Source organism: Holdemania sp. 1001302B_160321_E10 (assembly GCF_015552275.1).
Lineage (GTDB): Bacteria > Bacillota_I > Bacilli_A > Erysipelotrichales > Erysipelotrichaceae > Holdemania.
The window spans coordinates 20,614-47,295 of sequence record NZ_JADNEM010000026.1 but is presented as its reverse complement, the minus strand read 5'-3'; the positions used below and the strand labels follow the sequence as shown (position 1 = coordinate 47,295).

General features: G+C 49.6%; 22 protein-coding genes. 1 reads left to right on the top strand and 21 read right to left on the bottom strand.

Translation table 11 applies throughout. The features are described 5' to 3' along the window. Positions 1–191: 191 nt before the first annotated feature. From I2D94_RS14180 to I2D94_RS14130, 11 genes are all read right to left on the bottom strand, one after another. The gene (locus I2D94_RS14180; protein WP_195397383.1) at positions 192–944 is read right to left on the bottom strand and encodes a class B sortase; all 753 of its coding nucleotides are present in this window, start codon (positions 942–944) and stop codon (positions 192–194) included. Then, positions 941–1,663 (bottom strand): hypothetical protein, encoded by a 723-nt coding sequence (locus tag I2D94_RS14175; RefSeq protein WP_195397382.1) that lies wholly within the window; start codon positions 1,661–1,663, stop codon positions 941–943. Before I2D94_RS14175 ends, I2D94_RS14180 begins: the two co-directional genes overlap by 4 nt. Before the next feature lie 4 nt (positions 1,664–1,667). After that, entirely contained in the window at positions 1,668–2,519 is an 852-nt protein-coding gene (locus I2D94_RS14170; protein WP_295769005.1) for a class C sortase, read from the bottom strand. After that, positions 2,512–4,122: a SpaH/EbpB family LPXTG-anchored major pilin gene (locus I2D94_RS14165; protein ID WP_195397381.1), complete on the bottom strand. Its 1,611-nt coding sequence runs from the start codon at positions 4,120–4,122 to the stop codon at positions 2,512–2,514. Before I2D94_RS14165 ends, I2D94_RS14170 begins: the two co-directional genes overlap by 8 nt. A 21-nt stretch (positions 4,123–4,143) precedes the next feature. After that, the gene (locus tag I2D94_RS14160) at positions 4,144–12,141 is read right to left on the bottom strand and encodes a Cna B-type domain-containing protein (RefSeq protein WP_195397380.1); all 7,998 of its coding nucleotides are present in this window, start codon (positions 12,139–12,141) and stop codon (positions 4,144–4,146) included. Between the two features lie 741 nt (positions 12,142–12,882). After that, positions 12,883–13,773: an RluA family pseudouridine synthase gene (locus I2D94_RS14155; protein WP_195397379.1), complete on the bottom strand. Its 891-nt coding sequence runs from the start codon at positions 13,771–13,773 to the stop codon at positions 12,883–12,885. Further along, positions 13,770–15,086 carry a M20 family metallopeptidase gene (locus I2D94_RS14150; RefSeq protein WP_195397378.1) on the bottom strand — a complete coding sequence of 439 codons (1,317 nt, stop codon included), beginning with the start codon at positions 15,084–15,086 and terminating at the stop codon, positions 13,770–13,772. The genes I2D94_RS14155 and I2D94_RS14150 overlap by 4 nt, the downstream gene beginning before the upstream one ends. Before the next feature lie 85 nt (positions 15,087–15,171). After that, positions 15,172–16,353, bottom strand: a complete 1,182-nt coding sequence (locus tag I2D94_RS14145) for an acetyl-CoA carboxylase biotin carboxylase subunit family protein (RefSeq protein WP_229056892.1) — start codon at positions 16,351–16,353, stop codon at positions 15,172–15,174. Continuing rightward, a complete protein-coding gene (locus tag I2D94_RS14140; protein WP_195397377.1) occupies positions 16,350–17,126 on the bottom strand; it encodes an alpha/beta hydrolase in 777 nt (258 codons plus the stop codon). The genes I2D94_RS14145 and I2D94_RS14140 overlap by 4 nt, the downstream gene beginning before the upstream one ends. A 140-nt stretch (positions 17,127–17,266) precedes the next feature. Beyond that, positions 17,267–18,022, bottom strand: a complete 756-nt coding sequence (locus tag I2D94_RS14135; protein ID WP_195397376.1) for an esterase family protein — start codon at positions 18,020–18,022, stop codon at positions 17,267–17,269. Positions 18,023–18,027: 5 nt separating this feature from the next. Then, positions 18,028–19,218, bottom strand: coding sequence for an acetyl-CoA carboxylase biotin carboxylase subunit family protein (locus I2D94_RS14130; RefSeq protein ID WP_195397375.1), 1,191 nt, complete (start codon positions 19,216–19,218; stop codon positions 18,028–18,030). 107 nt (positions 19,219–19,325) lie between these two features. On the opposite strand from I2D94_RS14130, the gene I2D94_RS14125 reads away from it, so the two are divergent. After that, on the top strand, positions 19,326–19,568 hold the full coding sequence (locus tag I2D94_RS14125; protein WP_195397374.1) for a hypothetical protein: 243 nt from the start codon (positions 19,326–19,328) through the stop codon (positions 19,566–19,568). Here I2D94_RS14125 and I2D94_RS14120 read toward each other — a convergent pair. The 10 genes from I2D94_RS14120 to I2D94_RS14075 form a co-directional block, all read right to left on the bottom strand. Beyond that, positions 19,530–20,603, bottom strand: coding sequence for a type IV pilus twitching motility protein PilT (locus I2D94_RS14120; protein WP_195397373.1), 1,074 nt, complete (start codon positions 20,601–20,603; stop codon positions 19,530–19,532). The genes I2D94_RS14125 and I2D94_RS14120 overlap by 39 nt on opposite strands. Beyond that, positions 20,603–20,809, bottom strand: a complete 207-nt coding sequence (locus I2D94_RS14115; protein ID WP_195397372.1) for a hypothetical protein — start codon at positions 20,807–20,809, stop codon at positions 20,603–20,605. Before I2D94_RS14115 ends, I2D94_RS14120 begins: the two co-directional genes overlap by 1 nt. Beyond that, on the bottom strand, positions 20,806–21,222 hold the full coding sequence (locus I2D94_RS14110) for a hypothetical protein (protein WP_195397371.1): 417 nt from the start codon (positions 21,220–21,222) through the stop codon (positions 20,806–20,808). The genes I2D94_RS14115 and I2D94_RS14110 overlap by 4 nt, the downstream gene beginning before the upstream one ends. Next, complete coding sequence (locus I2D94_RS14105; RefSeq protein WP_072684597.1) at positions 21,219–21,683, bottom strand: DUF4860 domain-containing protein; 465 nt, start codon at positions 21,681–21,683, stop codon at positions 21,219–21,221. The genes I2D94_RS14110 and I2D94_RS14105 overlap by 4 nt, the downstream gene beginning before the upstream one ends. Further along, a complete protein-coding gene (locus tag I2D94_RS14100; protein ID WP_072684596.1) occupies positions 21,680–21,988 on the bottom strand; it encodes a hypothetical protein in 309 nt (102 codons plus the stop codon). The genes I2D94_RS14105 and I2D94_RS14100 overlap by 4 nt, the downstream gene beginning before the upstream one ends. A gap of 4 nt (positions 21,989–21,992) precedes the next feature. Next, positions 21,993–23,027, bottom strand: coding sequence for a type II secretion system F family protein (locus I2D94_RS14095; RefSeq protein ID WP_195397370.1), 1,035 nt, complete (start codon positions 23,025–23,027; stop codon positions 21,993–21,995). Between the two features lie 13 nt (positions 23,028–23,040). Further along, positions 23,041–23,943, bottom strand: a complete 903-nt coding sequence (locus I2D94_RS14090; protein WP_159432792.1) for a transglutaminase family protein — start codon at positions 23,941–23,943, stop codon at positions 23,041–23,043. 136 nt (positions 23,944–24,079) lie between these two features. Then, positions 24,080–24,484, bottom strand: coding sequence for a hypothetical protein (locus I2D94_RS14085; RefSeq protein WP_195397369.1), 405 nt, complete (start codon positions 24,482–24,484; stop codon positions 24,080–24,082). Positions 24,485–24,661: 177 nt separating this feature from the next. Beyond that, positions 24,662–25,816 carry a winged helix-turn-helix domain-containing protein gene (locus I2D94_RS14080; RefSeq protein ID WP_195397368.1) on the bottom strand — a complete coding sequence of 385 codons (1,155 nt, stop codon included), beginning with the start codon at positions 25,814–25,816 and terminating at the stop codon, positions 24,662–24,664. A 267-nt stretch (positions 25,817–26,083) separates the two neighbouring features. Continuing rightward, positions 26,084–26,566, bottom strand: coding sequence for a small multi-drug export protein (locus I2D94_RS14075; protein ID WP_039865392.1), 483 nt, complete (start codon positions 26,564–26,566; stop codon positions 26,084–26,086). Positions 26,567–26,682: the final 116 nt, after the last annotated feature.

Genomic DNA, 26,682 nt, shown 5'->3' with positions numbered 1-26,682 from the left:
TGAGTCCCATTTCTGGAACTCATCTGCGTCTTTCTTGTTTCGGTTTTTCTCTCACCAACACTATTTTTGAAAGAGCCTTAAAAATGAGTCCCATTTCTGGAACCCGTCTGCGTCTTTCTTGTTTCGTTCAACACTATTTTTGAAAGGACAGTCCTTTGTAATATTTTTCAATTATTAATAATCGAGTGAGTTTATTTTTCCCCAGATTCGCGAGCGACTACGATAAACCGCTCATTGACAGACGAAGATTCGCGGCAAGTAATCAGCGTTATATAGGTGTCGCCCGCATTTGCCTCGATGTTCATATCATATAAACTGGCAGATTCCACAGTCTGAATCCAGCGTTCAAATTGACCAAGATCGGAAAAATCCGTAGTTTTATAAAACGGCAAGGCTGAATTGTTATCCGCCTGCAATGCCGCTATTACACGATAGACGCCCGTTTCTTCTAATGTGCTGAATTGTATTGGATGTTCCCTGGCAAATTGTTCATCTTCGTATAATAATAAATCCGTAAACATACTGTGCGTTTTCATATGGTGTCCGTAAATGATCCAATTATCGCAATTCAAAGAATCCAGACAATTATCGGAAAGAAATGGAAGTCCACTGTGCGACCATCGTTTATCAAAGTCTCGCCGCAAATAAAATTCCGGGTCTCGAGGCGTTGCCATCACAGGAAAGTCAATCGTAGTTCCTTCGATTTTCAACCAACCGAACAGATCCTCATTTTTCTCATGCAGCCGCTGCAATCGTTGAAGAAAAACGTTTTCCTGATCAGATAGATCATCACAATGGACTTCCTGCGCCAACTGCCACAGCTTAGCCTGCCCCTGCCGGGCAGAGTACCATAATAAACCAATGCTCCCAAGTGCCAGAGAAAATAGAAGCGTTATCATAACGATCAAGCGATTGATCCATCGTAATGCCCGCTGCGGATTCATTGTTTATCGTCCTCAGTCGCCGTTTTTCCCTTCAGCCGTCTGCGCAGCTCCAACAAACCAATTAACACAACTCCGCTGCCGGCCGCCAGGCATACCAGCGTGTCAAACACTCCTGTTCCAGTTCCCGGCACCTTCCCTGACCATTTTGAAATCGGTCCCTCCGGCGCTACTGGCGATGAAGGCTGATGTTCAAACTTCAGTTGTACATTGACTTCCCAAAGTTCCTTTCCTTGAAATGGATATGGAAGAAAGACCAGCACTGGACTACATTGATACGCTCTGTTTTGAATGGATGCATCAGTTCTGTCAATAAGGTATAATCCTGCCGGCAATTCGCTAAAACAGGCGTTTCCCTGCAAATTCGTTGTTACAGAAGCAGTATACATCTGTAGTTTTGCGGCAGCTTGAGCTAACACATTCGCTGCGTCTCTCATTTCTGAAGCGCTGAGCTGCGTCCAATTACGATCATAACTGACAAACGCATCCGCGATCTGATAATCTTCTTTTCCGGTTTCTCCCTGGATGCGGTCAGCAATCTTCACTAAAGAATATGTGTCTTCTGCCAGCGCCTGGAGGCCCTCCTCTGTCTGAATTTGGGCCTCAATGAGAATGGCCCCTTGACGCTGAGTTTCGGCCAGGACTGGACAAAGCATCAGGAAAAAGACAAATCCTGCACTCAGGATGATCGCAATTCTTCGTTGATGATTTGCCTTTTCCATAAGCTTACCTCCATTTCTTTAAATGTTTCAGCCCCCATCGTAGAGTAAAATAGAGAACTAATACGCTCAGGGCGATCAACAGTTCCTTCACAGCCTGCGGGATGACTTTTGTTTTCTCCGCTGCGTCGACTTCTTTCACTGCTTCCGCATCTGGAATTCGGGTTCCTCTTACCAGCAATCGGTGAGTATTAATCCCATAGGGCGTACAGGTGATCAGCGTTACATAATCCTGGCCTTCCTGGATCGCCAGGGCATCCATTTCTTCCGGCAATACAGTCAGGATTTGATCTACCTGATAGGCCAGAGTTTGTCCCAGCACCCTGATCACAAATACATCCCCGATCTGCATCTGATCCAAATCAGTAAACAACTGTTTTGACGGCAGTCCCCGATGTCCCGATAAGGCGGCATGTGTTGAGGACCCGCCGACTGGCAGCGACGTATTAGCCAGATGACCAATGCCAGTCTGCAATACTGCTTCATCCGTACCATGATAGATGGCAACCGCTTCGTCCAGCTTTGGCAGCATCAAATATCCCATGATCCCGTCGTCGCTGACATTCAGCAGTTCCATATAGTTTTCTCCCGCCACATATTCGCCATATTCGCTCATCTGCGGCGTATTTGATCCATTTTGAGCATACAGCACCTCATTGTACGAACGCGCTGCATCCAGCTGCTCCAGCCGCTGATCCTGAGATAACGCCTCAACGGCTTCCTCATAAAAATCCACGCTGCGGCTGGCATTTTTCGAATTCAGATAATTACTGACTGTCGGATAAAGTAAGATCAAAACTCCAGTTCCAATAATCAGTCCCGGAATCCAATCACTCAGTTTTTTAAATTTGTTACGCACGACTACCCTTCTTTTTGCGGCTCATCCAGATCGAACCCAGGATAACCATCACTACGCCCATAGCGGAGAAAATCATCGTCCCCATCGAACCGGTATCCGGTAAAACAGCGCCCGCCCGGTTTTCAATATTGACGACATTGCTTTTAGATGCCGTGTTGTTATCAACTATAACCTGTCTCTTTGAGAATTTACCTTCAGAGTCATACTCTGCCTCAATGACGATTGTTATGGGAGCTGTAAGTTTATTATAACCTTCCGGAGCTTTCGTTTCATAAAGATAATATGTTCCCGCCTTGAGTCCTTGAATGGTAATTTCACCGGTAGAGCCTGTAACGATTGTGCTGGTTGAACCTGATTCACCTGATTCAGCGAGTCGGTATACATCAGAGTCAGAGGTTACTTGAATAAGCTGAATTGCATCGCTTTCTAAATTTGTTGAATCAGATTTCTTCGATAAACTAAACTCAGCACCTGCTAACGGCGTTTTGCTTCCTGCGGCGAATTTGTTAATTACGATATCAAATGTATAAACTTCAACGACTTCTGCCGGGGACTTCTCAGTGTTTTGGGAGTTAGATGGATCATTACTGTATTCTATATAGGCGCTGTTGTTGTTACTGTTGCTTGGATCAGCTGAATTATTATTGTATATAATAGCATTTTTATTGATTGTTGCAGTGTAAGTAACAATAATCGGTTCACCAGTTCGATCAGCAAAGTTTTCTTTTAATAAATCCATTGAAATAGTTAAAGTTCTGCTGTTCTTATCAAATTCTTTCGAATACGCTGGATCTGTTAGAATTGCGTCTGGTACTTCGCCTACATATACCTTTACACTGTCTTCATTTAAAGTTAATCCTTCAGATAAAGTATCTACAAATTTGAATGTATAAGATGAATATCCTGTCATATCCGGAATCGTTGAGGTCAACTTGTATGTTACTTGTGTTCCAATTTCAGCGCTTGTCGCTTCCAAATCATCAACTTTCTTATCCACTGTCGGATAGGCACTTTTTAATTCGATGGTTGTCTCTGCCTTCACTAAAGAAACTAATACAGCCGGAGATCCAGGTTTCGCGGAATCGGTAGTGTCGGCAGCTCCTGCTGCATACACAAGATAATATCCATACGGTAAATTAGATAATGTTGCAGTAACCCCATTTCCATCTTTCGCGAATTTTTCGCTTTTGTTTACTCCACCATTGTCCACTGGGAACTGAGTAGAATGACTAATAATATATGCTAATGCTTTTTTGGCAAATTCAACTTTTGCCTTATCATCTTGTAGCTCATAAACATAAGCATAGGCCGCATCGTTTATCTTTGTTGAATCTTTCTCCTTTGTTATTATTGTAAAAAACTCCTCAAATCCAGAATTCAATTCATACGTATAGCTCAAGTTATCTGGCTCAGAGGTATTTACCTTTACAGAAAACATCTGATAAGCGGTTATTGTTTTGCCTGTTGAACTTTGATTTCCATTTACCGTTAATGTACCGGTAGGATCTGTGGCTGGTTCTTCCGCCATGACATTCATGAAGCATCCCATCACAAGGGCAAAAACGGTTAAGGCTTTTGCAAGACATGTCATCCATTTTTTCATAAATTATTTCTTCTCCTTTTACTATTTTTGGTTTCTGACGGCTGTTGATTTTTTCTTTGTATTGTGGATTAATCGTCTCCTTCTTCGTCTTTTCCTTCGCTTTTTCCGCTTCTTTGTTCTTCGTTTGCTTTCCAATCCGGCCAGAATCATCACAGTTCCCAACCCTGCCAGAGCGATTCCACCCGGGCCGCCTGTCAAGGGAAGTTTTGGATCATGTCGGTTGGTGATCGTTGCAATATAGCCTGTTGTATCATATTTAATCGTTGACGTATATCCGCTGACGGGGACTTCCTCAACGGTATATGAGTAGTAGTAAATTTTTCCATCTTGTTCGAAAGCGACAGGGAGACGTATCTGACCCTCAGTGGTTTTCCAGGTTGCGGACCAGGAAGAACCATTACTTTCTGCACTCAATGTAAATGGATTGGTAAAGTTATCTGCCGCATAGAGCTTTTTCTGAATAGTCCCGTCAGCATTCTCATAGCTTTGATAAATCATAACTTGAATCTCTTCCGGTCTTAGATGATCCCAGTTTCCCCAATCCTTCCAGATCTTCTGAATTGTATATTCGATATATTCATTGCAAGGGTTCTGGACTTCTCCGGGTTCCGGAAGCAAACTTTCCGAATTATCAATGACCGGCGTATCCAACATCAGGACGGCTTTCGCCGGACTGACATAGGCCTCTAACGGGATCGTCGTCGTATTGTCTGTTAGTTTCGCATTCTTTAAATCATCATAAGATTCAACCTGAGTATAATGCGAGAGATCATAGCGTTGATACGTTGCATCATCTTCCGATGGTATTATAGAATCTATTCCGAGAATCAAATTGAAGGTAGAAGCCAGTTTGCGGTAAATACTGTATATATTTCCTTTACCTTCAATAACATTCATATTGTAATTATCATACACAGTCTTTAAAACGCTGGTTCCGGTAAATGGGCCAACCTGCGGCGCATTAGCCTGACCATATCCCCGTACAGTATCACAATAAGTCATACGGTTGTCTTCCAATAAGCCTTCGTTGTTATATCCTACAAAACCGCCGCTGTAGCCGTTCAGATTGATTCCATCCGCCAGGTCGGAAGCGCCTGCGCCAAAGACATCATAACCGATATGGATACCGCTGACCTGGTTATTGATCAGATTGGTCCGATTGCCTTTGATCAGTTGAATATCCAGATTGGCCTGACTACGATCAACGCCCTCTTGTGTACACGGAAGTTTTATTGTGCTGTCGCCGATAGTTATGATCGCAACATCGGTTGTCCCCGGATCTGTGCCGCTTTTTTTAACCAGGGCAACCCCGATCTTTAACCCCAGCAGATTGACATATAAAAGATCCCCGTCTGTCAGTAAGTGTAAATTGAATAATTTAAGTTCTTCAATCGGTGGAAAATCAATTTTTATCAGATCAATATTCTCAAGTTCATTAAGATACAAAATTTTTAATAAAGCATTTACAATCATCAGTAATACGTTAACAGCGGAACTGCTTATTTGGATATTTCCAACAAAGTTCATATCTGTTTTCCCGACGAAACCGCCGGCAATGTTGGCACTGGTCACTTTTTTCAGCAGTTCGCTATGGCAATCATAGATACGGGACAAATCGGCATAACCGCTGAACCCTCCGGCAATGGCCTGCGGACTGGAAGCCGTGACGGTATATCCGGCAGGAATGCCCGTTACCGTACAACTTTCCACATGAGATCCACAGATATCGAACAAACCGGCGGTAGCGTTTAATAAGTTTAACTTTTCTGCCACCTGAGCTCGATCGACATCCACAGCGCCATTCTTTCCTAAATGTCCAATAAATCCGCCGACATAATTTAAACCGGAAACGGAAGACAGAGAGGTAACCGACGAGTTCTTCACACTTCCGTTCAACAAGCCGCCGCCAAAGCCGCCGGCATTGCCGGTAAGGCGTTTCGAGTCAAGCGTCCCTTCCGTATCTTCAGTATAAGCGCGGATGATGAAGCCTTCGCTGATCCCTTGAACAGAAGCGGAGTAAATATAGCTGCGGAAAGCGTCCAGAACGCTGACCTCACCAGCTTGAATGAACTCCAGAATACTTGTTTTTCCTTCTGTTGTATCGTTGCCGGAAACGGAAGCAACGCTGCCAACATCAGCCAAGCCAAAGAAACCTCCAGCATAGTTGCCGCCGATCACACCGCGTAAGTTTTCAACGCAGAGTCGCGTATCGCCATGTCGATCCCCCAGAACTGCAGCTTCCAGCGTACCCGCAAATCCGCCGGCACTGCGGGCATAACCGCCGGAATGGATCTGTCCTTCGACAACAAAGCCAAAAGCTTCATCTGCAGCGCTGACCTTGGCCTGGCGAATCGTCGTCATTGAAGCTTCCAAGATCCGCGTTAAATCAGATGTATTCTTTATTAAAGCATCCAGCAGCTTCTGTAAAAGTCCGTCAGAAGTCTGCGTACTGACGCTGGCTGCGGCTGCGGAAGTAGCTTTGCCAACATAACCGCCGACAGATCGCGTTCCCTTAACCGCTCTGAGCCGAAGTACGTCGCAGTTTCCTGTTGAATTTTGCTCATTTTTGACATCACCCCAGATCTGGCCGCCCGACGCAAAGCCAACATATCCGCCGGCATGGCCGATTTCCGCATTCGGATCAACGCCGGTTGCGGCTACCATCAGACCGGATTGGTATCCCCGGACAGACGAACTCTTGATCGTTGGCACAAACACCTCGACGGCTTTGATCATCTGTCCCAAATTTAAATTTAATCCCAGGATACTTACGCTCCCTAACGATGCGGCACCGCCGCTCAGCATTTCTCCGGCATAGCCGCCGGCAGTTCGCATTGCAGAGACTTGTTTAACCTCTTTGGCCTGGCCGTTGGTGATGACGCCACTGTGCATCGCGCCCACATAACCGCCGGCACTGCCGCCTTCAGAAGCGATGATTTCCCCGGAAATCTCACTCCTGCCGGCAGCCACATGATAACCATACAGATAGCGGCTCAGATTTTTATCAAGCGTCTCTTGATCGACAAATTTTCCGTTCTCTGCCAATTCAGAGCCAAAGCCGCCATAGATTCCAACATAATCAACCCACGTGTTCCAGGTTTCCAAATCGAGCTTACTTAACGGTCCGCTGACTTCTGTATTTTCTTCAGTTGGATAGACAATACTCAGTGCGTCAAACAGGTTTTCTGCATTCACTAATCCATACAACAGGGATAAATTGCCGCCCTCAGCAGTATCCGCGCATTCCATTAACCCGGTGAAACCGCCGGCGATCTCTGCGCCATATACGGACAGAATCCGATCAGTCGAACAGGTCCGGACAGGACCGGTATAATTTTGATTCTCGTCGTTTTCATTTTTCCAGGCAGACTTGTTTAATCCCCAGATTTGTCCACCGGCGCTGCGTCCTGCATAACCGCCGGCAACACCGCTGCGAATTCCATTGATCGCCGGAGCCTGCGCCCGGACAACTCCGCCGCAGGGAATACAGGTTGCTGCACTGTTGCGAATCGTCGGAACGAAATCCTCGGCAACCGAAGCCAGACCGCCAACACTGACCAGGCCCTTGAGAATTTCAGTGCTTTCCAATACCTTGGCAACACTGCCGGGCTCCATATTGCCCACATAGCCTCCAGCTGCCCGCTGGCCGACGATATAGGCAAAGTTATAAGAACTGCTGTCCTGGATATGCCCGCCCTGGATAATGCCGGCAAAACCGCCGGCCATTCCTTCCGCAGGAACGCCCGAATCTGATACATTACTGGCAAGGACAGAGAAACCGCCAGGCTGGCCTGTTACGCTGGAATGTTCGATTGTGGATACAACAACCGCCAAAGCGCCTAAGACATCCTTCAAAGAGAGACTGGATCCCAATACTTTTAAACTTTCTCCAACTGAAGCGGCTGAACCAACATCCATATTTCCGATATATCCGCCGGCATAACGGGCGCCGGTTACCGAATAAGCACTCAATTTAGGATCAAAATACTCCGGTGCCTGGCTGCTTTCCAGCTTTTCAGGCGGTGTAACAATCGTGTGCTTTAACTTGTTGACATGACTGGAAGTAACCTGCACGCCGCTGCCATAGCCGATGAACCCGCCAGCACTGCCGGAATCTGAATCAGTGTCATCCACTCTGTCAGCAATGACGATCAATCCTGTTTCTGAAGATTGGACGGAAGCTTGTTTAATTATAGGCACATAAGCCTCAATAACGCCTAATAAATCATTGATCTTAATTGAAGCCTCCCCCAATATTCCTAAAATACTGACGCCACCACTTGACGATGCCAGCGCTCCCGACGTTACTTTCCCGCCGAATCCGCCGGCATACCGTCCGCCATGAACCTCACTTAAATTTCTAACCGCCGTAGTGTCCGAAGTTTCTGTATTGTTCACTTTTCCGCTTTGAAAATCTCCGGTAAAACCGCCGGCAATATCCGCTTCAACTAAGCTTTTTCCTACAAAACCAACAGTGCAATCCTCATATTGGGGAATCATATACTCAACTGCAGAGATCAGATTTCCTGCGTTGATGATTCCTGATAATTCCGTTTTATCCGAAACTTCTGCCAATCCGCCCGTAACGGATTTACCGACAAAGCCGCCGGCAATTCCCAAATTGAAATCCGCCGTCACAGAGTCTAACTGACTGACCGACGCGTTATGAATTTTTGCGCTGTTGGCTTGTGCCGCAAAACCGCCTGCCGTAGATTCAAACGGTGATTGCAAACCTGCGGCCCTGACCGTCATCCCGCTCGGAATTCCGACCGTATGGCAGTTCAGAATTTCAACGCCCAATGCCTGACCTACAGAGAGAAGATTACTGGCCTTTAGCAGCGGTATCCCCAACAAATTGATCTCTAAGCCCCCGGTGCCTGCCAGATCTCCAGGCCCGATTAAACCCGCGAATCCTCCAACCCTGCTTGCAGCCGAAACTGCCCCTGCATCCTCCAGAGAAACATTTTGGATCGATCCGCCTATGGCTTCTCCAACTGCTCCGCCAGCATATTCTTCACTTGCCGCAATAGTATAGCCAGCTTCAACACCCTTAACAGTGATATCCTGCAGCGTAAATGGGAGAAAATTTCCCAAACCTAAAGTATTATTCACCAATCCGGCAGCCGATGCCGTTTTAACGTCTCCGATAATCCCGCCGGCATAGTTTTCCGCTTTAACGCTCACCAAGCCGGACAATAAAGGCTGCTGCGCTGATATTGCTGAAACAAATGCGCTGGAATCTATTGCATACTTCGCAAAAGAAATCTCCTGGATATACGTATTCCTGGATTCGGCTACGATGAGCCCGTCACCGCTTCCAACCAGACCTCCGGCATAATCTCCCTGAGCTTCCACAATAACTGCATCTACGTCAATCTGACATCCCAACAGCGCGGATGGATTAGCGCCCACCAAGGTCAGAAGCATTTGCGCTGTCTCTGGATTTGAACCATTTAATATGGCTGATAATAAGTCCTTAACGACAGATAATAAACTGTTTTCGGTTTTTTCTGCAGAACCGAGGTTTGTAATCCAGCCCACCGTTGCCGTTCCCGCAAATCCGCCGACGTTACTGCCTGAACTGTTGACTTTAAGCTCAATATTCTTCGCAGAATCTTCTTTTTTTCTGATTGAGGCATTGACCGCATAGCTATTCGCCATCGCTCCAGCAAATCCGCCCAAGTAATTTGTCCCTTCCACTGCAATAGAACAATTCTCCAACTGTGAGTTTAAAATCAAGCTTTGCGGCTTCATGAGACGAATTAAATCAATGCCGACTTCCGTAAGTAAACCTTTGATTTCCGCATCCCGACATAATCCGACAAAACCGCCGCCATATTCGTCAGCCGTTACCGTATAAGCACTGTCCGAAATTCTGCAATCCTGTATTATTGTTCCTATTTGGATACCTGCAAAACCCCCATTGAACTTTCTCCCGGATGTGCCGATTGATCCTGTCAGTTTCTTCACTTCACAGCGTTCAATCCTTGGATTGATATAACCTGTAGGAATGAGATTGGCAACGTTAATGCTGTTGTTTAATAAAACGGTGATTAAATCTCCCAGACCTAAGCCTGGAATAGCATTCAACAATGACGTCAAAAGATCTACGGTTGTTCCTAAAGCTGTACTCAAACCGCTGTATTGCGTTACCCCTTCTACATGACCGACAAAGCTGCCGGTTCTGTCCATCACGTTTGTAACCTCAGCTCCATCTACCACACAATCAGAAATAACGACATCGCCAATGATTCTTCCTGCAAACGCCCCCGTCGCAAAGGCAGACGGATCTGCCGCTCTGGCATTTAAAAGGGCTTTTAATAAATCTCCTAAGTTTAATTTTACATTCCCCAAGGTGATTATATTTAGAATTCCACTAATTAAACTACCGACCAGCCAGCCTGTATTCGTTAGCAAGAAATTAATAATTGAATCTGTATTTTTTACTTTTTGAGATTGATTGTTCACTGAAATCTTGGACAAAGCGATATTGGACACTCGAACAGTTCCCGCAGAAACACCGACATTCTCGACATTAATTTCATTGGTAATCGTCGAAAAAAAGCCAATTCCCATTATTTTACTGGTGTCCAATTCTCCTGACTGAGTGACGTTAATATTGGAGATCACAGGCTGCTGAACAGATTCTGAGATTCTATTTAAGTCATCATTCCAAATTTTATCGGTTCCGTTCGCTTTCGCGCCAATTAACGTTCCTGAAAAACTGATCGGAGTCCACGGTTTATCCTGTAAATCAATGTCGCGGAAAATAATATAATTTGCATTGATACTGTACGTCAGGCCAACATCCGCGTTAGATTTTTGGTCAGGAGCTCCTGTCGTTTGGTTCTGACCGTAATAAGATATGAATAGAGTAGGTTCAAACAAACTTTGATCCGCAGCTATGTCCGCATCTCCATCGTATTTTAACGTATTCAAAATATTTTGCCATACTTTTCCATATACCTTACGATCACTGCCGATAGCCTGAAGCTGCTGAGCATTCCCGATTAGGATATATTTAATTCCATCTATTTCTTTATATACCTGACCTTCAAAATCGCGGCCATCCGAAGTTCTAGTGTCGTCTGCCAGCGTGATCTGTTCGGCAAGGGGTTGAGTATATTCCGGATTAAAGGAAGACGCCAAAACATAGGGATGATCCGGGCTGTAGGTCAGAAAGGCAGTAGCTTCGGAATCTGTAAAATAGCATTGCCCCATGCCAAACTGAGCCGCGTCATAATCCAGGCTCATGACAGGTTCTTCAGCTGCAGTCTGGGAAGCTATCGTCAGCAGTTGATAAGGGTGATAAATATAAATTATCTGAGTCTGAGAATCGTAAACTGTCATCTCTGACCGCTGCGCACCATCTTCAAAAGTTCCGGTGAAGGGTTCCGGAAGAAGCCAGATTTGCCCCTGCGGCAATGGAATATCGTTCATAAGAACATAATGAGCGTCATTGGAATAAAGCAGCGGCATGCCATTTTCATCATTCAGATTTTTACCGGTCCCCAAAAATTGAGGATCGTAGTCCATTGTTGTAACAGGTTGATTGGTTCCGATCAAAAACAGCTGTTCGGCATGATAGAGAAGAATGCGATCATTTTCTACAATCGGAAAAAGCGCTGCCGTCTCAGATTCCGTTTCTTCCGATACCTGATCTGCGGAAACCGGAGTTTCTGTAGGGACAGGATCCAAGGATTCTGTCAATTCCGGCGGCAGTGTTGGTTCAGCTACAATCTCCTCAGTTGGCAAAAGCAGGTTCTGATTCTCCGGCGTTTCGGTTTCCGCCGCATCCTGCTTTTGGGAATCTGTTTCCGGATTTAACCCCGGCTGAGATTCCTCCATCAGCGCAAACTGGTCGCGTGAATCTGATAGTTGTAAATCTTCTATGATGATTTCTTCAGAGAATGAATTTTTTTTCGCAAAGACAACAGTTGGCCCATATTCTGCAATCAACAGAGCCGAGATCAAAATGATGAAAATAAACTTCCGCCATCCATGGTTTCTGATATGCATGAACAAAAATCCCCCTCACTTCATAAGACTAAGAATCATGTATTTCTCCCTGAACCTTGTCATTTAATCTTTTCCGCACCCCTTATTTCAAACTGTCAATTATTCTACACATTTATTGACACTGGAAAAAATTAAAAATGAAGCAAAAAATCTACTATTTTTCTATGGTTATAATTATATTGCTATAGATAACCATTCGTCAATTATTCTGTGACTAATTTTACAGGAATTCCTATTTTTTTAGTCCACTCATGAAGAATTAGTTCAAAAATTCATATAAATTGTGAAAAACTATCTTTATTATCAAGAAAATAGAACAAAAATAAAAAAACGCATCGAAACTGATGTGCCTATTTTCCATTGTTCTGCAAGATTTTGAAGGTGATCGGTTCATTGATAATAAAGATGCTCAGCATGATGACTATGGCTTAAACTTTTGATCTTATGGGATTTCAGGCGTATCGACATCAGATTCAGCCCTGCATATTGCCGATAGCGCCAAAAGCAGAGGAAGCATAATTAATTGTAGTCTGGGTATACAGATTTGGCAGCGCGGCGCCGATGACACCGTTCCGGATCATTTTCATACTTACGATAATTACATTGAAAAGTTATTCCAATGAATTGTTGGATGAATGAAACGAATTGATAAGGATTCTATCAAATAGGCAAGATATAGATCACATAAACCCATAGTTTAAAAAAACACAGAATCTGTAGAAGATTTCTGTGTTTTTCAGTTTACCAAAATTCCGTTTCCGGCTCGTCCGTGATTTCCACCCGCCGGCCGCTGACAAGATCTGTCCAGCCACATTTCCACGCGTGCAGCTTCATCCGGCCCTGAACCGGCCGTGGATTATACAGCGGGTCGTTGATGATCGGCCGCTGGATTGACGCCAGATGGACGCGGATCTGGTGCGTGCGTCCGGTTTCCAGCTGACAGCAGACCAGCGTCTGTTTCTCCTTTTGCCGGCAGCGCAGCACTTCGACATGGGTCACCGCCGGCTTACCGGTCGGGGAAATTCGATAGGCTTTCGCGTTATGCCGGTCCCGGCCGATCGGTTTATCAAGCGTCAGTCTGTCCTGCGGCTTCATGACGCCGCTGACCACCGCCAGGTACGTTCGGCTGATCTGCTTCTGTGCCAAAGCCTGATCCAGCTTCGGCTGAAAAAACGGACACTTGCTGAAAAGCACGATCCCGCTGGTGCCCTCGTCCAGCCGGTGAATCGGCCGGACCGTGCAATGCTGGCCGGTTCGCAGATAATACGCTGCCACCGCGTTGGCCAGCGTGCCGGTCTTCCCTTTATCATCCGGATGAACGATCATGCCGGCCGGCTTGGACACCGCCAAGATCAGCTCGTCTTCATACAAAATCCTGATCGGGATTGTCCACGGAACAAAATCCGGCTCCTCCTGCTGAAACACCTTCAGCGCCAGCTCGTCGCCGACCTTTACCTTCGCACGCTGTCGAACCGGCTGACCATTCAGCGTAATTCTCTGTTCAATTTCCAGCTTGTAGCGCACAGCCTTGGAGCATCCCCACGGCGCAAGCAATTCCGCGATCGTCTGGCCTTCGGCTTGTGCCGGGATGGAAAACCGCAGCCAGGGGACATCAATCCGCAAGGGCATCATTCCCGGCCTTCCGGAAACAGATATCCCGCCTGCTCAAACAGCGTATCCAGATCGAGCGGGTTCGGCTTCCATGCCTGCGGCCGCGCTTGCTTTAAGAACGCCTCGGCGCAGGCCGCATGCGCGGCTGCCCCTTTCCACAGCACGCTTTCGTCCAGATCATGCCGGCTGGTATGCACGTCGGCGATGATGCCTTTTTCCTCATTGCGCATGCCTAAGAAGGCGTAAACTCCCGGCATCCGCTGCAAATACAGCGGGAAGCTGTCCGTCCCCATCCACGGCTCAGCCTGAATTACCGCTTCTTTCCCCAACATTTCACGACAGACCTCGGCCGCGGTTTTCGCATAGTCCGCGTCATTGTTCAGCGGGAAACCGGGCGCGTTCAGCTTATCGAAACTTGCCGTGCAGTCGTAGGCTTCGGTGATGTGTTCGACAACATGGCGCAGCTTGGCCTGAAACGCCAGTCCCACTTCCCGGTTATAAAACCGCACCGTGCCCTTAAATACGCAGGTATCCGGTAGAATGTTGGATTTCGTTCCGGATTGAACCAGACCCGTGGAAATCGTCAGCGGCTCAAACGGACTGACCGTGCGCATCCGCAGCGCGTTCAGCGCCTGACCGATCGCCGCATAACAATCAATCGGATTGACGCACAAATCCGGGCGGGAGCCATGCCCGCCGCGTCCCTGCAGCCGCACATGGAAGGAAAACATCCCCGCCATCAGCGGCCCGGCCTGAATCTGCAGCGTCCCGGCCGGAGTATGCGGAGAAACATGCAGACCAAACACGCTGTCCGGTTCGATGCCCGCTTTTTCCAACGCCTTCATGAGATGATAAATATTCATCGTCGCTTCTTCGCCACGTTCAAAACACAACAGTACCGTGCCTTCCAGAGCCTCCCGGTGGGTCTGAAGCAGCTTGGCCGCCGTCAATAACATCGCGGTATGGCCGTCGTGGCCGCAGGCATGCTGGACGCCGGGGATCTCGCTGACGCACGCTTTCTGCCGCCCGCCGCCGTTGGTCTTTTCTTCCTGGATCGGCAGTGCGTCGATATCCGCCCTTAACATGACGGTCCGGCCCGGCTTGCCGCCCTCAATCCAGCCCAGCACCCCACCGTGCTCAACGATCTGTGTGCGGATGCCCTGCGCTTGTAAGAACTGATCGATCAGAGCGACCGTCTGTTCCTCGTGCGAGCTTAATTCCGGATGGCGGTGCAGCTGACGGCGCAGATCGATGCAGAGCTCGCTTAAGCGCTGCGCTTCTTCATTCCATTGAATCGTCATGATCTTCTCCTCGCTTTTTACTATTGCTTTCACTCAACCGACTTCCTGACAGGCCGAAGCTTTATGCAATGATCAGGAAGTCTTTGCTTTTTCTTTGATCGCAAGCGTTCGCTTTAACTTAGCGGACGCAGTCGGCATAGAAATCAAACACCTGCTGCTCAGTCGGGAACCGGGCGATCAGAACCTCGTCGCCCATCGCTTCCGCCAGCGCCGGATCCATCGCGATCCGCTGGATGATTGCGCCTTGATACCGTTCGATGATCCATTCCATCGAATGCTGATACGATTGTTCCTTACGCCGTCCGACAAACACGCTGGAATACGGGCGTTCCGGGTTGTAGCAAGGCTCGTGATCGATCAGGGTATCGGCCCAGATCTGATAGATGTCGATATCGTTGGCATAGTCGATCATGTCCGGCAGAAATCCTCCCGGCGGACGCATGTTAACCTCTAAGCCGATGATGTCGCCCTGCCGTCCCAGCCCTTCCTGATCGCAGTCCAGGCGGAAGAATTCCAGATGGAAAAACCGGTCGCGCACGCCGAAAGCCTGCAATGTCCGCTCGCCTGCGCTGCGCAGATCGTCCGGCACCGTTTTCAGCGAATAACAGCCGATCGGCTGCTTCTCGTTGACCGAATCCATGACTGAACCGAGGTAGACATGACTGGTCGCAAAGACGACCTTGCCCTGATTGTTGATAATCCCATCAAACGTGCAGACCGTGCCGTGGACAAATTCCTCGACGATCATTCCGGAGTGCATCGTTTTTAACATCTGCTCGAGCTCCTCCGCGTTGTGGATCCGCATCGTGTCGCTCGCCCCGACGCCGCGGTCCGGCTTGGCGACTAAGGAATAGTTCACCTTTTTGGCAAACTCGCGGATCTCGGCTTTATCCTCACTGATCAGCCAGCGCGCGGCCGGCACGCCCGCTTCGGCGTATTTTGCCTTCATCAGCGACTTGTGCTGACAGACGTGAAGCTGCTTGGGAAACATGCCGGTCGTGACGTGAAACAGCTCGCGCAGCTCGGCGTCCAGATTCAGCCAGTATTCGTTATTCGATTCGATCCAGTCGATCTTGCCGTACTTCCATGTGAAATAACCGCAGGCCCGGATCATCGCGTCCCGATCGGTCATCGAGTAGACGCAGACCACGTCGTCCAGCACCGCCCGCAGTGTTTCCGGCAAGGATTCCACCGGGGTGTCGACAATCCCCAGCACGCGCACGCCGCGATTTTTCAAAGCCCGCGCAAACAGCCAGTAATTGGATGGGAAATGCGGTGAGATCAATACGAAATTTATCATTCTGTTTCCTCCCAACACCGCTGAAGGATGCCTAATTCTTCCATCCAGACCGGTGTTTCTTCTTCCCAGCACGCCTCACAATGCGTCCCTTCCGGGTAGCAATGCAGATAAACCGACGCTTTGTCCTCCAGAATCCGCTGGATCGTCAGATTATCGGCCGTGACCTGCGCCAGTTCTTCCTGGGTGCCGGTTTCCATGCCGCCCCAGCTGATATAAAACTGCGTGTCTTCCTCGATCCAGGCTTCGTCAAGATCTTCGCACAACGGTTCCATGACCAATCCCAGATACGGCGACAGGCAGGCAGCCCGGCTGTAGACTGAGCTGTAGCGGCCGCCGGCGTACAAGGCCATCAGACCGCCCATCGAGCTGCCGCCGATAAACGTATGTTCCCGATCCGTCAGCACCGGCAGGTTCTCGTCCACCCATTCTTTTAACTCGCCGCTCATCCAGTCCAGCAGCAGCTCGCCCTGTCCCTGTACCTCGCCCCAGACGGGATCGGCGAAATCGTAAGGGGAAAACTCCCACAGCCGGCGGTTGCCCTCATGGTTGCATTCGAGGCCGACGACGATCAACGGCAGTCCGGTTTGATCAAGGTAGTCCTTCAATCCCCAGCTTTTGCCATAGGTCGCATCCTCGTCGACAAACAGATTGTGGCCGTCGAACATATACAGCACCGGCACCTTTTGGCCCGGCGTCAGTCCGTCGGGAATATACAGATGGAGCGTCCGCGCTTCGTCCAGCGGCGTAATCCATGTTTCCTGTTGAATAAGCATCTCTGTGATCCTCTTTTCTAGCCGGGAAGTCCCGGCCTGACGTTTTCATTGTAGTGAATTTTTAATCGGAGCGCAAGCCTGAAAACCGCGGGAAAGAATCAGAAACCGCCGGACACAGCCCGGCGGTCAGATTCAGAATATTAACAAAGACGGCTGATGAAATACGGGAATTGTCTGCGCCACCATGGCCAGTCGTGAACCGCGTCGCTGCCCCAGTAATCGATCCAGGCCGGGATATTTTTATAGCCTAACAGTTCCTGCATCCGGCGGGTGTCCTGCTGGGCTTCCTGTTCCCAATCACCCTGACCACAGCACAGCACGATGTCGCAATGCCGGTATTTTTCCACATACGGATGATCAGCCGGCATCTGATCGAGATAGTCGATCGTGGAGTTGTTGTAAACCAGATCGTCCATGTAGCCGCCGAAGTACCACTTACTGGAATAAATGCCGCTTAAGCCGATCGTGCCGTTGAACAGATCCGGCCAGCGGAACATGAAATTCACAGCGTGAAGCGCCCCCAGACTGCAGCCGGTCGTCAGAATCCCCCCGGCCCGCCGGCCGTCGTTGGACCACTGGTTGATCTCAAGGATCCGCGGCGCCAGCTCTTCCACGATGTAGCGGGCATAAGCCTCATGGCGCTCGATCCGGCCGCGGCATTCGCGGTCGAAAGCGGCCCAGGTCTCCCAGTCGATGCTGTCGCAGGTAAACAGCTGAAGCCGGCCCTGTTCAAGCAGATCCTGTACAGCTGCGACCATCCCGAAATTCTCAAAATCATAGAACCGGCCGCTCTGCGCCGGAAATACCAGACAGGGCCGTCCGGCATGACCGTAAACCTTGAATTCCATCATCCGGTCAAGATGATAGCTGTATTCGTTATAATACGCTGTATGCATGTTTTCTACTCCTTGGTCATGGTAAAGCTGACGAATTCCATCATGTCGTCAACATCCGCGAAACGGGCGGTGATCATGTCGTTGCCCATCGCCGGGGCTAAGACCTCCGGCATCGTTTCCGCCATCACGATCGCATCGTGGTAACGCTCATGCACCTCGGCGAGAGTATGCCGGTAAGCCAGACGGTGACGGCGGCCTGTATAAACGCAATAATACGGCCGGTGCGAAGGATCGAAATACCCATGATCATACGCAACCATGTTCGCCCAGATTTTATAGACGTCGATATCGTTGGCATAGTTCATCATGTCCGGGGTATAGCCTCCCGGCGGACGCATGTTGACTTCCAGGCCGATCAGATCGCCTCGTTTGCCCAGTCCTTCCTTATCTTCAGTCAGGCGGAAGAACTCGCAGTGGAAAAACCGGCTCTGGGTCGGGAAGGCGGCGATCACGCGCCGTCCGGCATCCTTGAGATCTTCCGGGATTTGACGCACGGAATAATAATAGATGTCCTCCTCATGATTGACGATTTCCATGATCGGCCGCGGGAACACATGCGACGTCTCAAAGATCGGCTCGCGCTCGCGGTTGGCGATGCCGTCGTAGGATTCAATCGAGCCCGGCACGTATTCTTCCATGATGTACTGCGTTTCCGGCAGATGATCGTAGAATTCATGCAGCTGCGCTTGGTTTTCCAGCTTGTAGGTCGCGTTAGCGCCCACGCCGTTGTCCGGTTTGACGACAACCGGATAGCCCGTCTGCGCGACAAATGCCAGTCCGGCTTCCCGCTCGGACACCAGATGCCAGCGTGCTGTGCGGACTCCGGCTTTTTCATACAGCGCCTTCATCTGGCTCTTGTATTTAATGAATGAAATCGCCTCGTTGCGCACGCCGCTGGTCACGTTGAAATCCGTGCGCAGCCGGGCGTCCTGCATCAGCCAGTATTCGTTGTTGGATTCGATCCAGTCGATCTTGCCATAGCGGAACGCAAAAAAAGCACAGGCTTTGTACACCTCTTCATAGTTTTCCAGACTTGAAACTTTGTAGTATTCCTGTAAGTTCTGCTTGAGGTTGTCTTCAAGCTGCTCGTATGGAGCATCCCCGATTCCCAGCACGCGGACGCCGTTCTGTTTCAGACAACGGCAAAAGTTCCAATACGTCTTGGGAAAGTTCGGCGATATAAAAATAAAATTCATGGATATTCCCCACCTTTGTTCAAGTTTCATTGTAGCAGAATCGAACGTTTTTTTAAATTGATTAAGCGGCAAAAATACCAGAATTCTGAAATAACTTGCTGAAAGAAATGAAAGAAGATGAAATCATCAAGGATACTGAAAACCCATCGTACTGTTTAAAGCTGGAAATGAAGCCAACGTCACGGGATAAACAAGAAGCGATCCGCGTTTTTTTAGCGGATCGCCCGTTCTCCAGGGAATCGTCTGATCTCATGTCTCTGATTTTTGTTGATTTCAGCAAGTTTCTTTCTTTTATTTTCCCTTCAACCAGCTTATCCCAGATTGGCCGCCGTCAGGCGTTTGCGCATTAAATCCGGATCCATACAGGCCAATAACGCAGTCTCCTTTGTGATCCGGCCGGCCTTCAGCAAATTCAACAGACTGGCGTCCATCGTGATCATGCCCTCCCGGGCGTTAGCCTGAATCGTGTTGTCGATCTGATGGATCTTATTCTCCCGAATCTGCGTCTGGACGGCATTGTTGACCTTCATGATCTCAAAGGCCGGTATCAAGCCGCCCCCAACCGCCGGAATCAGCTGCTGGGACACGATCGCCTGCAGCACCATCGACAGCTGCACGCGGATCTGTTGCTGCTTCTCGGCCGGGAACACGTCGATAATCCGGTTGATCGTATTCGCCGCGCCGGTTGTGTGCAGCGAGGAAAAGACCAGATGCCCTGTTTCCGCCGCTGACAACACTGTCTGCATCGTTTCCAGTTCGCGCATTTCCCCGACCAGAATCACATCCGGCGCTTCCCGCAGCGCCGCGGTCAGAGCGTGGATATAATCGGGCGTATCCTGACCGATTTCACGCTGGCTGACAATGCTTTTCTGATGCCGGTGGAGCACTTCAATCGGATCCTCAATCGTGATGATATGCCCGCTGCGGCTATGGTTGATCGCGTCGATCAGACAGGCCAGCGTCGTGGACTTGCCGCTGCCGGCCGCCCCGGTGATCAGCACCAGCCCCTTTTTCAATTCGGAAAACGCCAGGATTTCCGGTCCGATATGCAGCTCATTCGCATCCGGCAAAACGAACCGCACGACCCGCAGCACCGCCGCTAACGATCCGCGCTGACGATAAACATTGACGCGGAAGCGCCCCATCTGGGAAAGCGAAAAGGAAAAATCATCCTCGCCCGTCTGATGCAGCCGATCCATCGTCCGATTCTGGCTCAATTTAAAAATTTCCTGAATCAACGCTTCGGTCATCGCCGGCGTCAGCCGCTGATCATCCAGCTGAATCATTTCACCGTTAATTTTTATCGTCAGCGGTGTCCCGGCGACAATAAAAATATCCGAAGCCCGGCGGTCGACCGCCTGCCGCAATATCGTTGGACAGTCCATCAGCGTTCCTCCTTTTCCATTTCTGTTTCACTGTAATGCGCCTGTACCCGGCTGATTGCTTTATCGCTCAGCTGCAGCTGCGCGTTAGCCTGAACATAGGACAATACCGCGAAGGTTGTCATGCACAACAGACAAAATAACATCAATAACGGTGCGATCCCCGTGCCGATATGCACCGCGGTTTGGGTTTCCTGACGATGACTCATGACTTCCCGCCTCCTGTGATCGGACCGATTTCCACCAGAATCCGGCCATCCTTCACCCGCACGACACGCAGGACGGCGGCTTTTTCTTCATTGTGGACCGATCGTTCAATTTCAATCTGATAAACGCCGTTTTCCTGCAGTTTTCCACTCTCGTCGCTCTGCCACAGACAGGCCTCGGGTTCACATTGCTGCGGCCACAACGTGGTCAGCGGCGTATCGGAATGAGTCCGCAGCTGTTCGGCCAGCGGCTGGGCCAACCGCAGCGCCTGATTCTGATCCAGCGCTAAATGATGCCTGGCGCTGGCCAGCGCGAACAAGCGTACGCACAGCACGGAACCCAGGGCAAAGCAGAGAATCACAAACAACAGCTCGCTGAGGAAATAAAACGAGCTGGAACGCTGCCGTATTTTCATTCCGCATCCTCCTTCAGCTCAAGGCTCAGCGTGGCGATTCCCGATTCGCCCTGCCATTGCACCTGCAGCGACGATCCCTGCAGCTCAAAGCGAATCGGCGCCGAAGCCGCCAATTTCTCCCCAGCGCTCAAATCCAGCGGCCTGTTGGCGCCCATCAGCAGTTCCATCAGCTGACCCTCCTGAACATAGAACACCGTTTCGTACGTCCGTCCGTCAATTTCTTCCCGGATCATAAGACACTCCTGATCTCCGATCCGCTGCACGCGCACCTGATCGCCGCGGACGCCCTGCAGCCGATTGAACAACACCAGATAGGGCAGCTGCACCTGGTCATCCTGCCGCTGTTCCCGCAGCATCCGCTGATAAAAGGAAGCGCACCGCTCGATCGTCACAAACGAACAGCCGACAAACAACGTCAATAACAGAAGCATGAAGACCATTTCCGTCACAGACCGCTTCATCGCGCCGCCCCCTTCCGGTAAACCGCGACGTCCGGCTTCATATTGGAGCCGAGCGATTGATAAAACACATTGTATTTCCCATGGTCGATGACGACTCCATAGTTTTGTTCCAGATAACTCACGTCCTCAGGATAACTTCCCTCCAACGCATAGCACAGCACCGCCGCCTGTTCGATCCGCTGCTCGATCAGCTGCGCTTCTTCATTCCGGATCTGTCCCGAGGTCTGGTTCAGAGAACGAACGATCCCCCAGAAAAGCGCCGCGAAGATCAGAATAATGGCTGTGATTTTTCCCAGCTTCTTCATCGGGTTACCCAATGCTGGACATGATGTTCATCAGCGGCAGCATCACGGAAAGCAGAATCGCCCCGACGATCACCGAAAGCAGCACGATCATCAGCGGTTCGATCGTATTTAAGAACTGGTTCACGGCGGTTTCGGTATCGTCGTCATAGCGCTCGGCTACCTGCGCGATCATCTCATCGCCCCGCCCAGCCCGCAGGCCGATGCCGATCATCCGGGCATAAGCTTCTTTAAACAATCCACAATCCAGCAAGGCCCGGTCGAAGTTTTCGCCCTCGTCCATTTTCTGCATGCAGGCGCGAATCTGTTTTTGCACTCCCGGATGCTCGATCAGCGTTTCCAATCCCTGCAGCGCTTCGCTGATCTCTACACCGCTGCGGGTAAACAAGGACAACGCGAACGCCGCCTGCGCCAGCGACAGCTCGCGGCACACGCCGCTGATCAGCGGCACACGGGCAAACAGCGCCGTCAACGACAGCTGCGGATTGCGGAAATGGCGTATGGCAATCACCGCCGCACCGATCAAGGCCAGCCCGGAAATCACCGCTGCCGCGATGATTAAGCCTGACCCTGCCCGCATCAGCACCTGTGCCGATACCGGCAGCGAAATACCGAGATTGCGCAGCACTTCATCAAAGACCGGCAGCACCTTAAATAAGATCACGCCGACGACGACCATCACCATGATCAGAAGGATCAGCGGATAAGTCAGCGCGTTCTTCAAATTAATCCGGATCTTTTCCATGCGCTGATAATACTGCGCCAGCGCTTCCAGCACCTGATCCAGATAACCGGTCTGTTCCCCGATCCGCACCATCCGGACCATGTAGGAGTCAAACGCTTCCGTCCGTTTTAGACTGTCCGCCAACGTTTCTCCCAGCTCTATTTCATTTTTGATTTTTAACAGCGCGTCATGCAGACCGATGTCCGGCTGATCGTTCGCCACCACACCTAATCCGTCTTCTGCCGATAAGCCCGAGCTGATCATCATCGCCAGCTGCTGGCACAACAGCGCGCATTCATTCCCGGAGATTTTTTTCATGTTTTTTCCCCCTTTAATAGCGATATTTATCCTGATACTGTCCAGTGTATTTCATCTGCGTCGACGCGTAGGTCGGATCCATTCGCGTCCAGGTTTCTTTTTCAAAATAGATTTCCGGATTGATCCAGCCGGCCCCGCGGACATACACCTCGACCCAGGCATGGTAACCCTCGTCGACATAACCGGTGATCAGGCGGGTCGGAATCTGCTGGACACGCAGCATCGTGCTCATCAGGGCGGCGTAGTCGAAACAGATGCCTTTGCCCTGGGACAGCGTGTCGTCGACAACCGGCAGGACATACTGATCTTTGACTTCCTCGGCCTTGTCCCAATCGTAGCTGACATGCTTGACCACAAAGTTGTAAATTGTCAGCACCCGTTCCAGCTCAGTCCGGCAATCCTGCGTCAAATCGAACGATTTCAGGACGCTCGCCGACTGCGGCGAGTAGTTTACAATCTGGTTGGGATAAAGAAACGGCAGGGTCTCCTCACTCAGTCTGACGTCGAACGTCTGCTTGAACAAGACGGCATATCTTGAGCCTTCGATATTCTCATACCCCCGGATTTCGTATTGTCCGCTGCCCAGTGTCAGAGGGTAGGTGATGTAATTTCCATCCTGATCAATATCATAGGGATATTCCTCGCCGTCTTTGATGATTTTTAACTTTAAGCGGCGATGATCAAAACGCAGGGTTTTCACCATAATGTAGCCCTGATCGGTGTGACTGGCGTCAATCTGGATCAAATCGTCGCCCAAAATCACGTTTCCGGAAGCTTCCGGAAGATGAATTCCCGCGAGGGTGGGAGCGGGGGTTTCCTCGATCGGCGTCGGGTATTCCTGCGTTGAAGAAGGCTTGCCGGAGGAGCTGCAGGCCGACAGCAGTAACGCCAAAACGAGCCATCTGCGTATTTTCAAAATCGGCACTCCTCCTTTTTCCTGTTTCATTATAGCACAATCCAACCCCTTCCCAAACGGCGGAGTTTGCGCGTGGAATGGAAGAAAAACAAAATCCGCATATCGACGGCGTATGCGGTTGAAAAGTTCGGATATTCTAACGATTTGCACGCAGTCGGTTCTGACTGACGGTAAGCCGGGCTTCGCCCACTTCGACGGTTAATTCCGCCAGAGGATCCAAAACGATCGTCAGCTGAACATCGTCAAGATCGCTGGTCAGCGACTGCCGGAATATCAAAGCGGAGCCTTTGTGAATACGGACATGGGATAAGTCCAACGGCAGCGGCTTCTTGTTTTGATAGCCGGTGCAGACAACCGTCATCGTGCCGTCCTGGTTTTCTTCCACGCTTCCCAATTTCAGCACAACCTTATCTTTCTTCACCATCACCCGCAGGACCGCGGCCAGTCCGACGGCTAGAATGCCCCACCCTAACAGCCATCTCCAGCCGATGTTCCATGTCGGATTGGAATGAGAAACAGACGTAAAAAGGATTCCGCGCATGCCTGAACCGTTTGATGGCAGCGCCAGGCAACTGCTTTCGAATCCGGCAAAACTCATCATAGTCAACAATCTGTGCATCATCACGGCAGGCCACCCTTTCTTTTTTCTTTATTATGCGGGAAGTGGGTTAGAAATCCGTTAGATAACGCGGTTTTCAGAGAATTATTTTACTTTGTGTCAATTTGCTGGTGTTTTCTCGTTCAATAGCTCAAAGTCATAATGGAGACGGCAGCGGGAAGACGCGATTTTTTTATAAAACCGCCGGGTCAGCCGATCCATCACCAATGCAATATCGCTCTTTTCTTTTACAGTCATCAGAATTCCGAACTGCGTCTTGCTGAAGCGGGTATAAACGTCATTAGCCCGCAAACCGGAGCGGATGATGCGGTTGAGCAGATCGCCGCAGTCCTGCGCGGACAATTCAGCGTCCGTGACTTTCAGATGCGTAATTACCAGCACGATCGGCGCCGTGCTGCGCCGGGCTTCCAGACGTTTGTTTTGGACCAGCTTGGCAAAAACCGGCCGCTCGCAATAGAACGCCGCAGGCTCGCTGGTTCCTTCCAATTCCGACAGATAATCCAGCGGCGTCAGTTCCTTATCCTCGTTATCCGCTTTGATGAAGTAAACCAGCGACTGACTCTTCCCCTGAAACTCCATTCCGAATTCCTTGTAGAAAGAATCGGAAATCTTTTCATAATGTTGAATGGCGCGGGCATATTTCTTTTGATCAAGAAGAATTTTCAGATAGAGGTAATTGAGTTGATCCTGATATAAATCCTGCTGGAGGGCTTTCAGCAGCAGGGTTTCCGCCTGAGCTTCATGGTGAAGGTCGGCCAGCGACTGGGCTGCGGCCTGGACCCGCTGCAGATACAGCTGCCAGTATTGCTCACGATAGGTATAGATCCAGCTCTGGTCCAAGCCGGGCAGAAACTCGCCCGGATATAATTCTGCCAACGCTTGCGCGTAATCGGAGTCAATCGTCAAAGGATCCAGCGGTTTATTCAGCTCATCAATATCCAACGTCAGCTCGGAACAGGCAAAGCTGTAACCGCCCCGCTGCGTCACAATCCAATCGGCCGCTCCCGCCACCGGCAGCTCCTCCAGACATTTCCGCAGCCTGTGGACTGTAAATTTCATAGCATTGAGGGGATTTTTGGAGTCTTCCCAAAACAATTCGATCAGTCGTTCTTTGGTTACCAGAGTTCCGTGATTGAGGCAAAGGCAGGCGAGAAACGCCGCTGTCTGCTTGCCCAGCAACGCAACAAGATCGATCGTCTGGTCGTTTGTTTTTAAGATAAAACCGCCAAGCATCTGAATTTTAATTCTATTCATTCGTCTGCCTCCCAGAATTTTTAATCTCTCATTAATTATATTATAATTCCAGGATTTTTACTAATAACATTGTCTTACTTTTATGAAATTTTTCAGGTGTTCTTTAGCCTCAGTGCTTTCTTGATCCGGCGAAAAAAAACAAATAAAAACAGCGGAACTTTGGAAGACGAGCATTATGGTATGAGACCTCCCCGGCAGAGTTGGTTATTTGCCTTCTCTACCTGAGAGGGGACATAGCCTATCCCGCTCCAAAGCGACGCTGTTTTATTATCCCAGGATAAAGTGGTTCAGTGCGCCAAACAGTCCTGCGCTGGCTAAGCCCATAATGACGCCGGCCAGTAAGACGCCGCCCATCACGGCTAAGACACTGGACTTAAAATCCATGTCCAGAAAGCTTGCCGCCAACGTTCCCGTCCAGGCGCCGGTGCCCGGCAGCGGGATGCCGACGAACAGCAGCAGTGCAACAAACAGACCGCGGCCGGCTTTTTCCTGAAGCTTTTTGCCGCCTTTTTCACCTTTGTCCAGACAGTAAGTAAAGAACTTGCCGATAACCGGCTTATCCGCGCCCCAGATCAGAACCTTCCGGGCAAATAGATAGATAAACGGTACAGGAATCATATTGCCGACAATCGCAACAATATAAGAGGACCACAGCGGCATGCCAAACGCCTGAGAATATGGGATGGCGCCGCGCAGCTCAATCAGGGGTACCATGGATATCAGAAAGACAAGAAAATATTTTTTTAACACATTCAGCACTCCAATTCTTTTCGTTATTTACAGCATTGCCATTGTACACGAATTCAAACTAAGTTACAAGGCAAAATGGCTTTTCTTAAGGGATTCTTAGAAATTTCCAGGCTGGT

Excerpts from the sequence above, each read along its gene's own strand:
- I2D94_RS14180 (WP_195397383.1), bottom strand. The coding sequence starts at position 944 with ATGAATCCGCAGCGGGCATTACGATGGATCAATCGCTTGATCGTTATG.
- I2D94_RS14175 (WP_195397382.1), bottom strand. The coding sequence starts at position 1,663 with ATGGAAAAGGCAAATCATCAACGAAGAATTGCGATCATCCTGAGTGCA.
- I2D94_RS14165 (WP_195397381.1), bottom strand. The coding sequence starts at position 4,122 with ATGAAAAAATGGATGACATGTCTTGCAAAAGCCTTAACCGTTTTTGCC.
- I2D94_RS14160 (WP_195397380.1), bottom strand. The coding sequence starts at position 12,141 with ATGCATATCAGAAACCATGGATGGCGGAAGTTTATTTTCATCATTTTG.
- I2D94_RS14155 (WP_195397379.1), bottom strand. The coding sequence starts at position 13,773 with ATGATGCCCTTGCGGATTGATGTCCCCTGGCTGCGGTTTTCCATCCCG.
- I2D94_RS14145 (WP_229056892.1), bottom strand. The coding sequence starts at position 16,353 with ATGATAAATTTCGTATTGATCTCACCGCATTTCCCATCCAATTACTGG.
- I2D94_RS14140 (WP_195397377.1), bottom strand. The coding sequence starts at position 17,126 with ATGCTTATTCAACAGGAAACATGGATTACGCCGCTGGACGAAGCGCGG.
- I2D94_RS14135 (WP_195397376.1), bottom strand. The coding sequence starts at position 18,022 with ATGCATACAGCGTATTATAACGAATACAGCTATCATCTTGACCGGATG.
- I2D94_RS14130 (WP_195397375.1), bottom strand. The coding sequence starts at position 19,218 with ATGAATTTTATTTTTATATCGCCGAACTTTCCCAAGACGTATTGGAAC.
- I2D94_RS14125 (WP_195397374.1), top strand. The coding sequence starts at position 19,326 with ATGAAAGAAGATGAAATCATCAAGGATACTGAAAACCCATCGTACTGT.
- I2D94_RS14120 (WP_195397373.1), bottom strand. The coding sequence starts at position 20,603 with ATGGACTGTCCAACGATATTGCGGCAGGCGGTCGACCGCCGGGCTTCG.
- I2D94_RS14115 (WP_195397372.1), bottom strand. The coding sequence starts at position 20,809 with ATGAGTCATCGTCAGGAAACCCAAACCGCGGTGCATATCGGCACGGGG.
- I2D94_RS14110 (WP_195397371.1), bottom strand. The coding sequence starts at position 21,222 with ATGAAAATACGGCAGCGTTCCAGCTCGTTTTATTTCCTCAGCGAGCTG.
- I2D94_RS14105 (WP_072684597.1), bottom strand. The coding sequence starts at position 21,683 with ATGAAGCGGTCTGTGACGGAAATGGTCTTCATGCTTCTGTTATTGACG.
- I2D94_RS14100 (WP_072684596.1), bottom strand. The coding sequence starts at position 21,988 with ATGAAGAAGCTGGGAAAAATCACAGCCATTATTCTGATCTTCGCGGCG.
- I2D94_RS14095 (WP_195397370.1), bottom strand. The coding sequence starts at position 23,027 with ATGAAAAAAATCTCCGGGAATGAATGCGCGCTGTTGTGCCAGCAGCTG.
- I2D94_RS14085 (WP_195397369.1), bottom strand. The coding sequence starts at position 24,484 with ATGCGCGGAATCCTTTTTACGTCTGTTTCTCATTCCAATCCGACATGG.
- I2D94_RS14080 (WP_195397368.1), bottom strand. The coding sequence starts at position 25,816 with ATGAATAGAATTAAAATTCAGATGCTTGGCGGTTTTATCTTAAAAACA.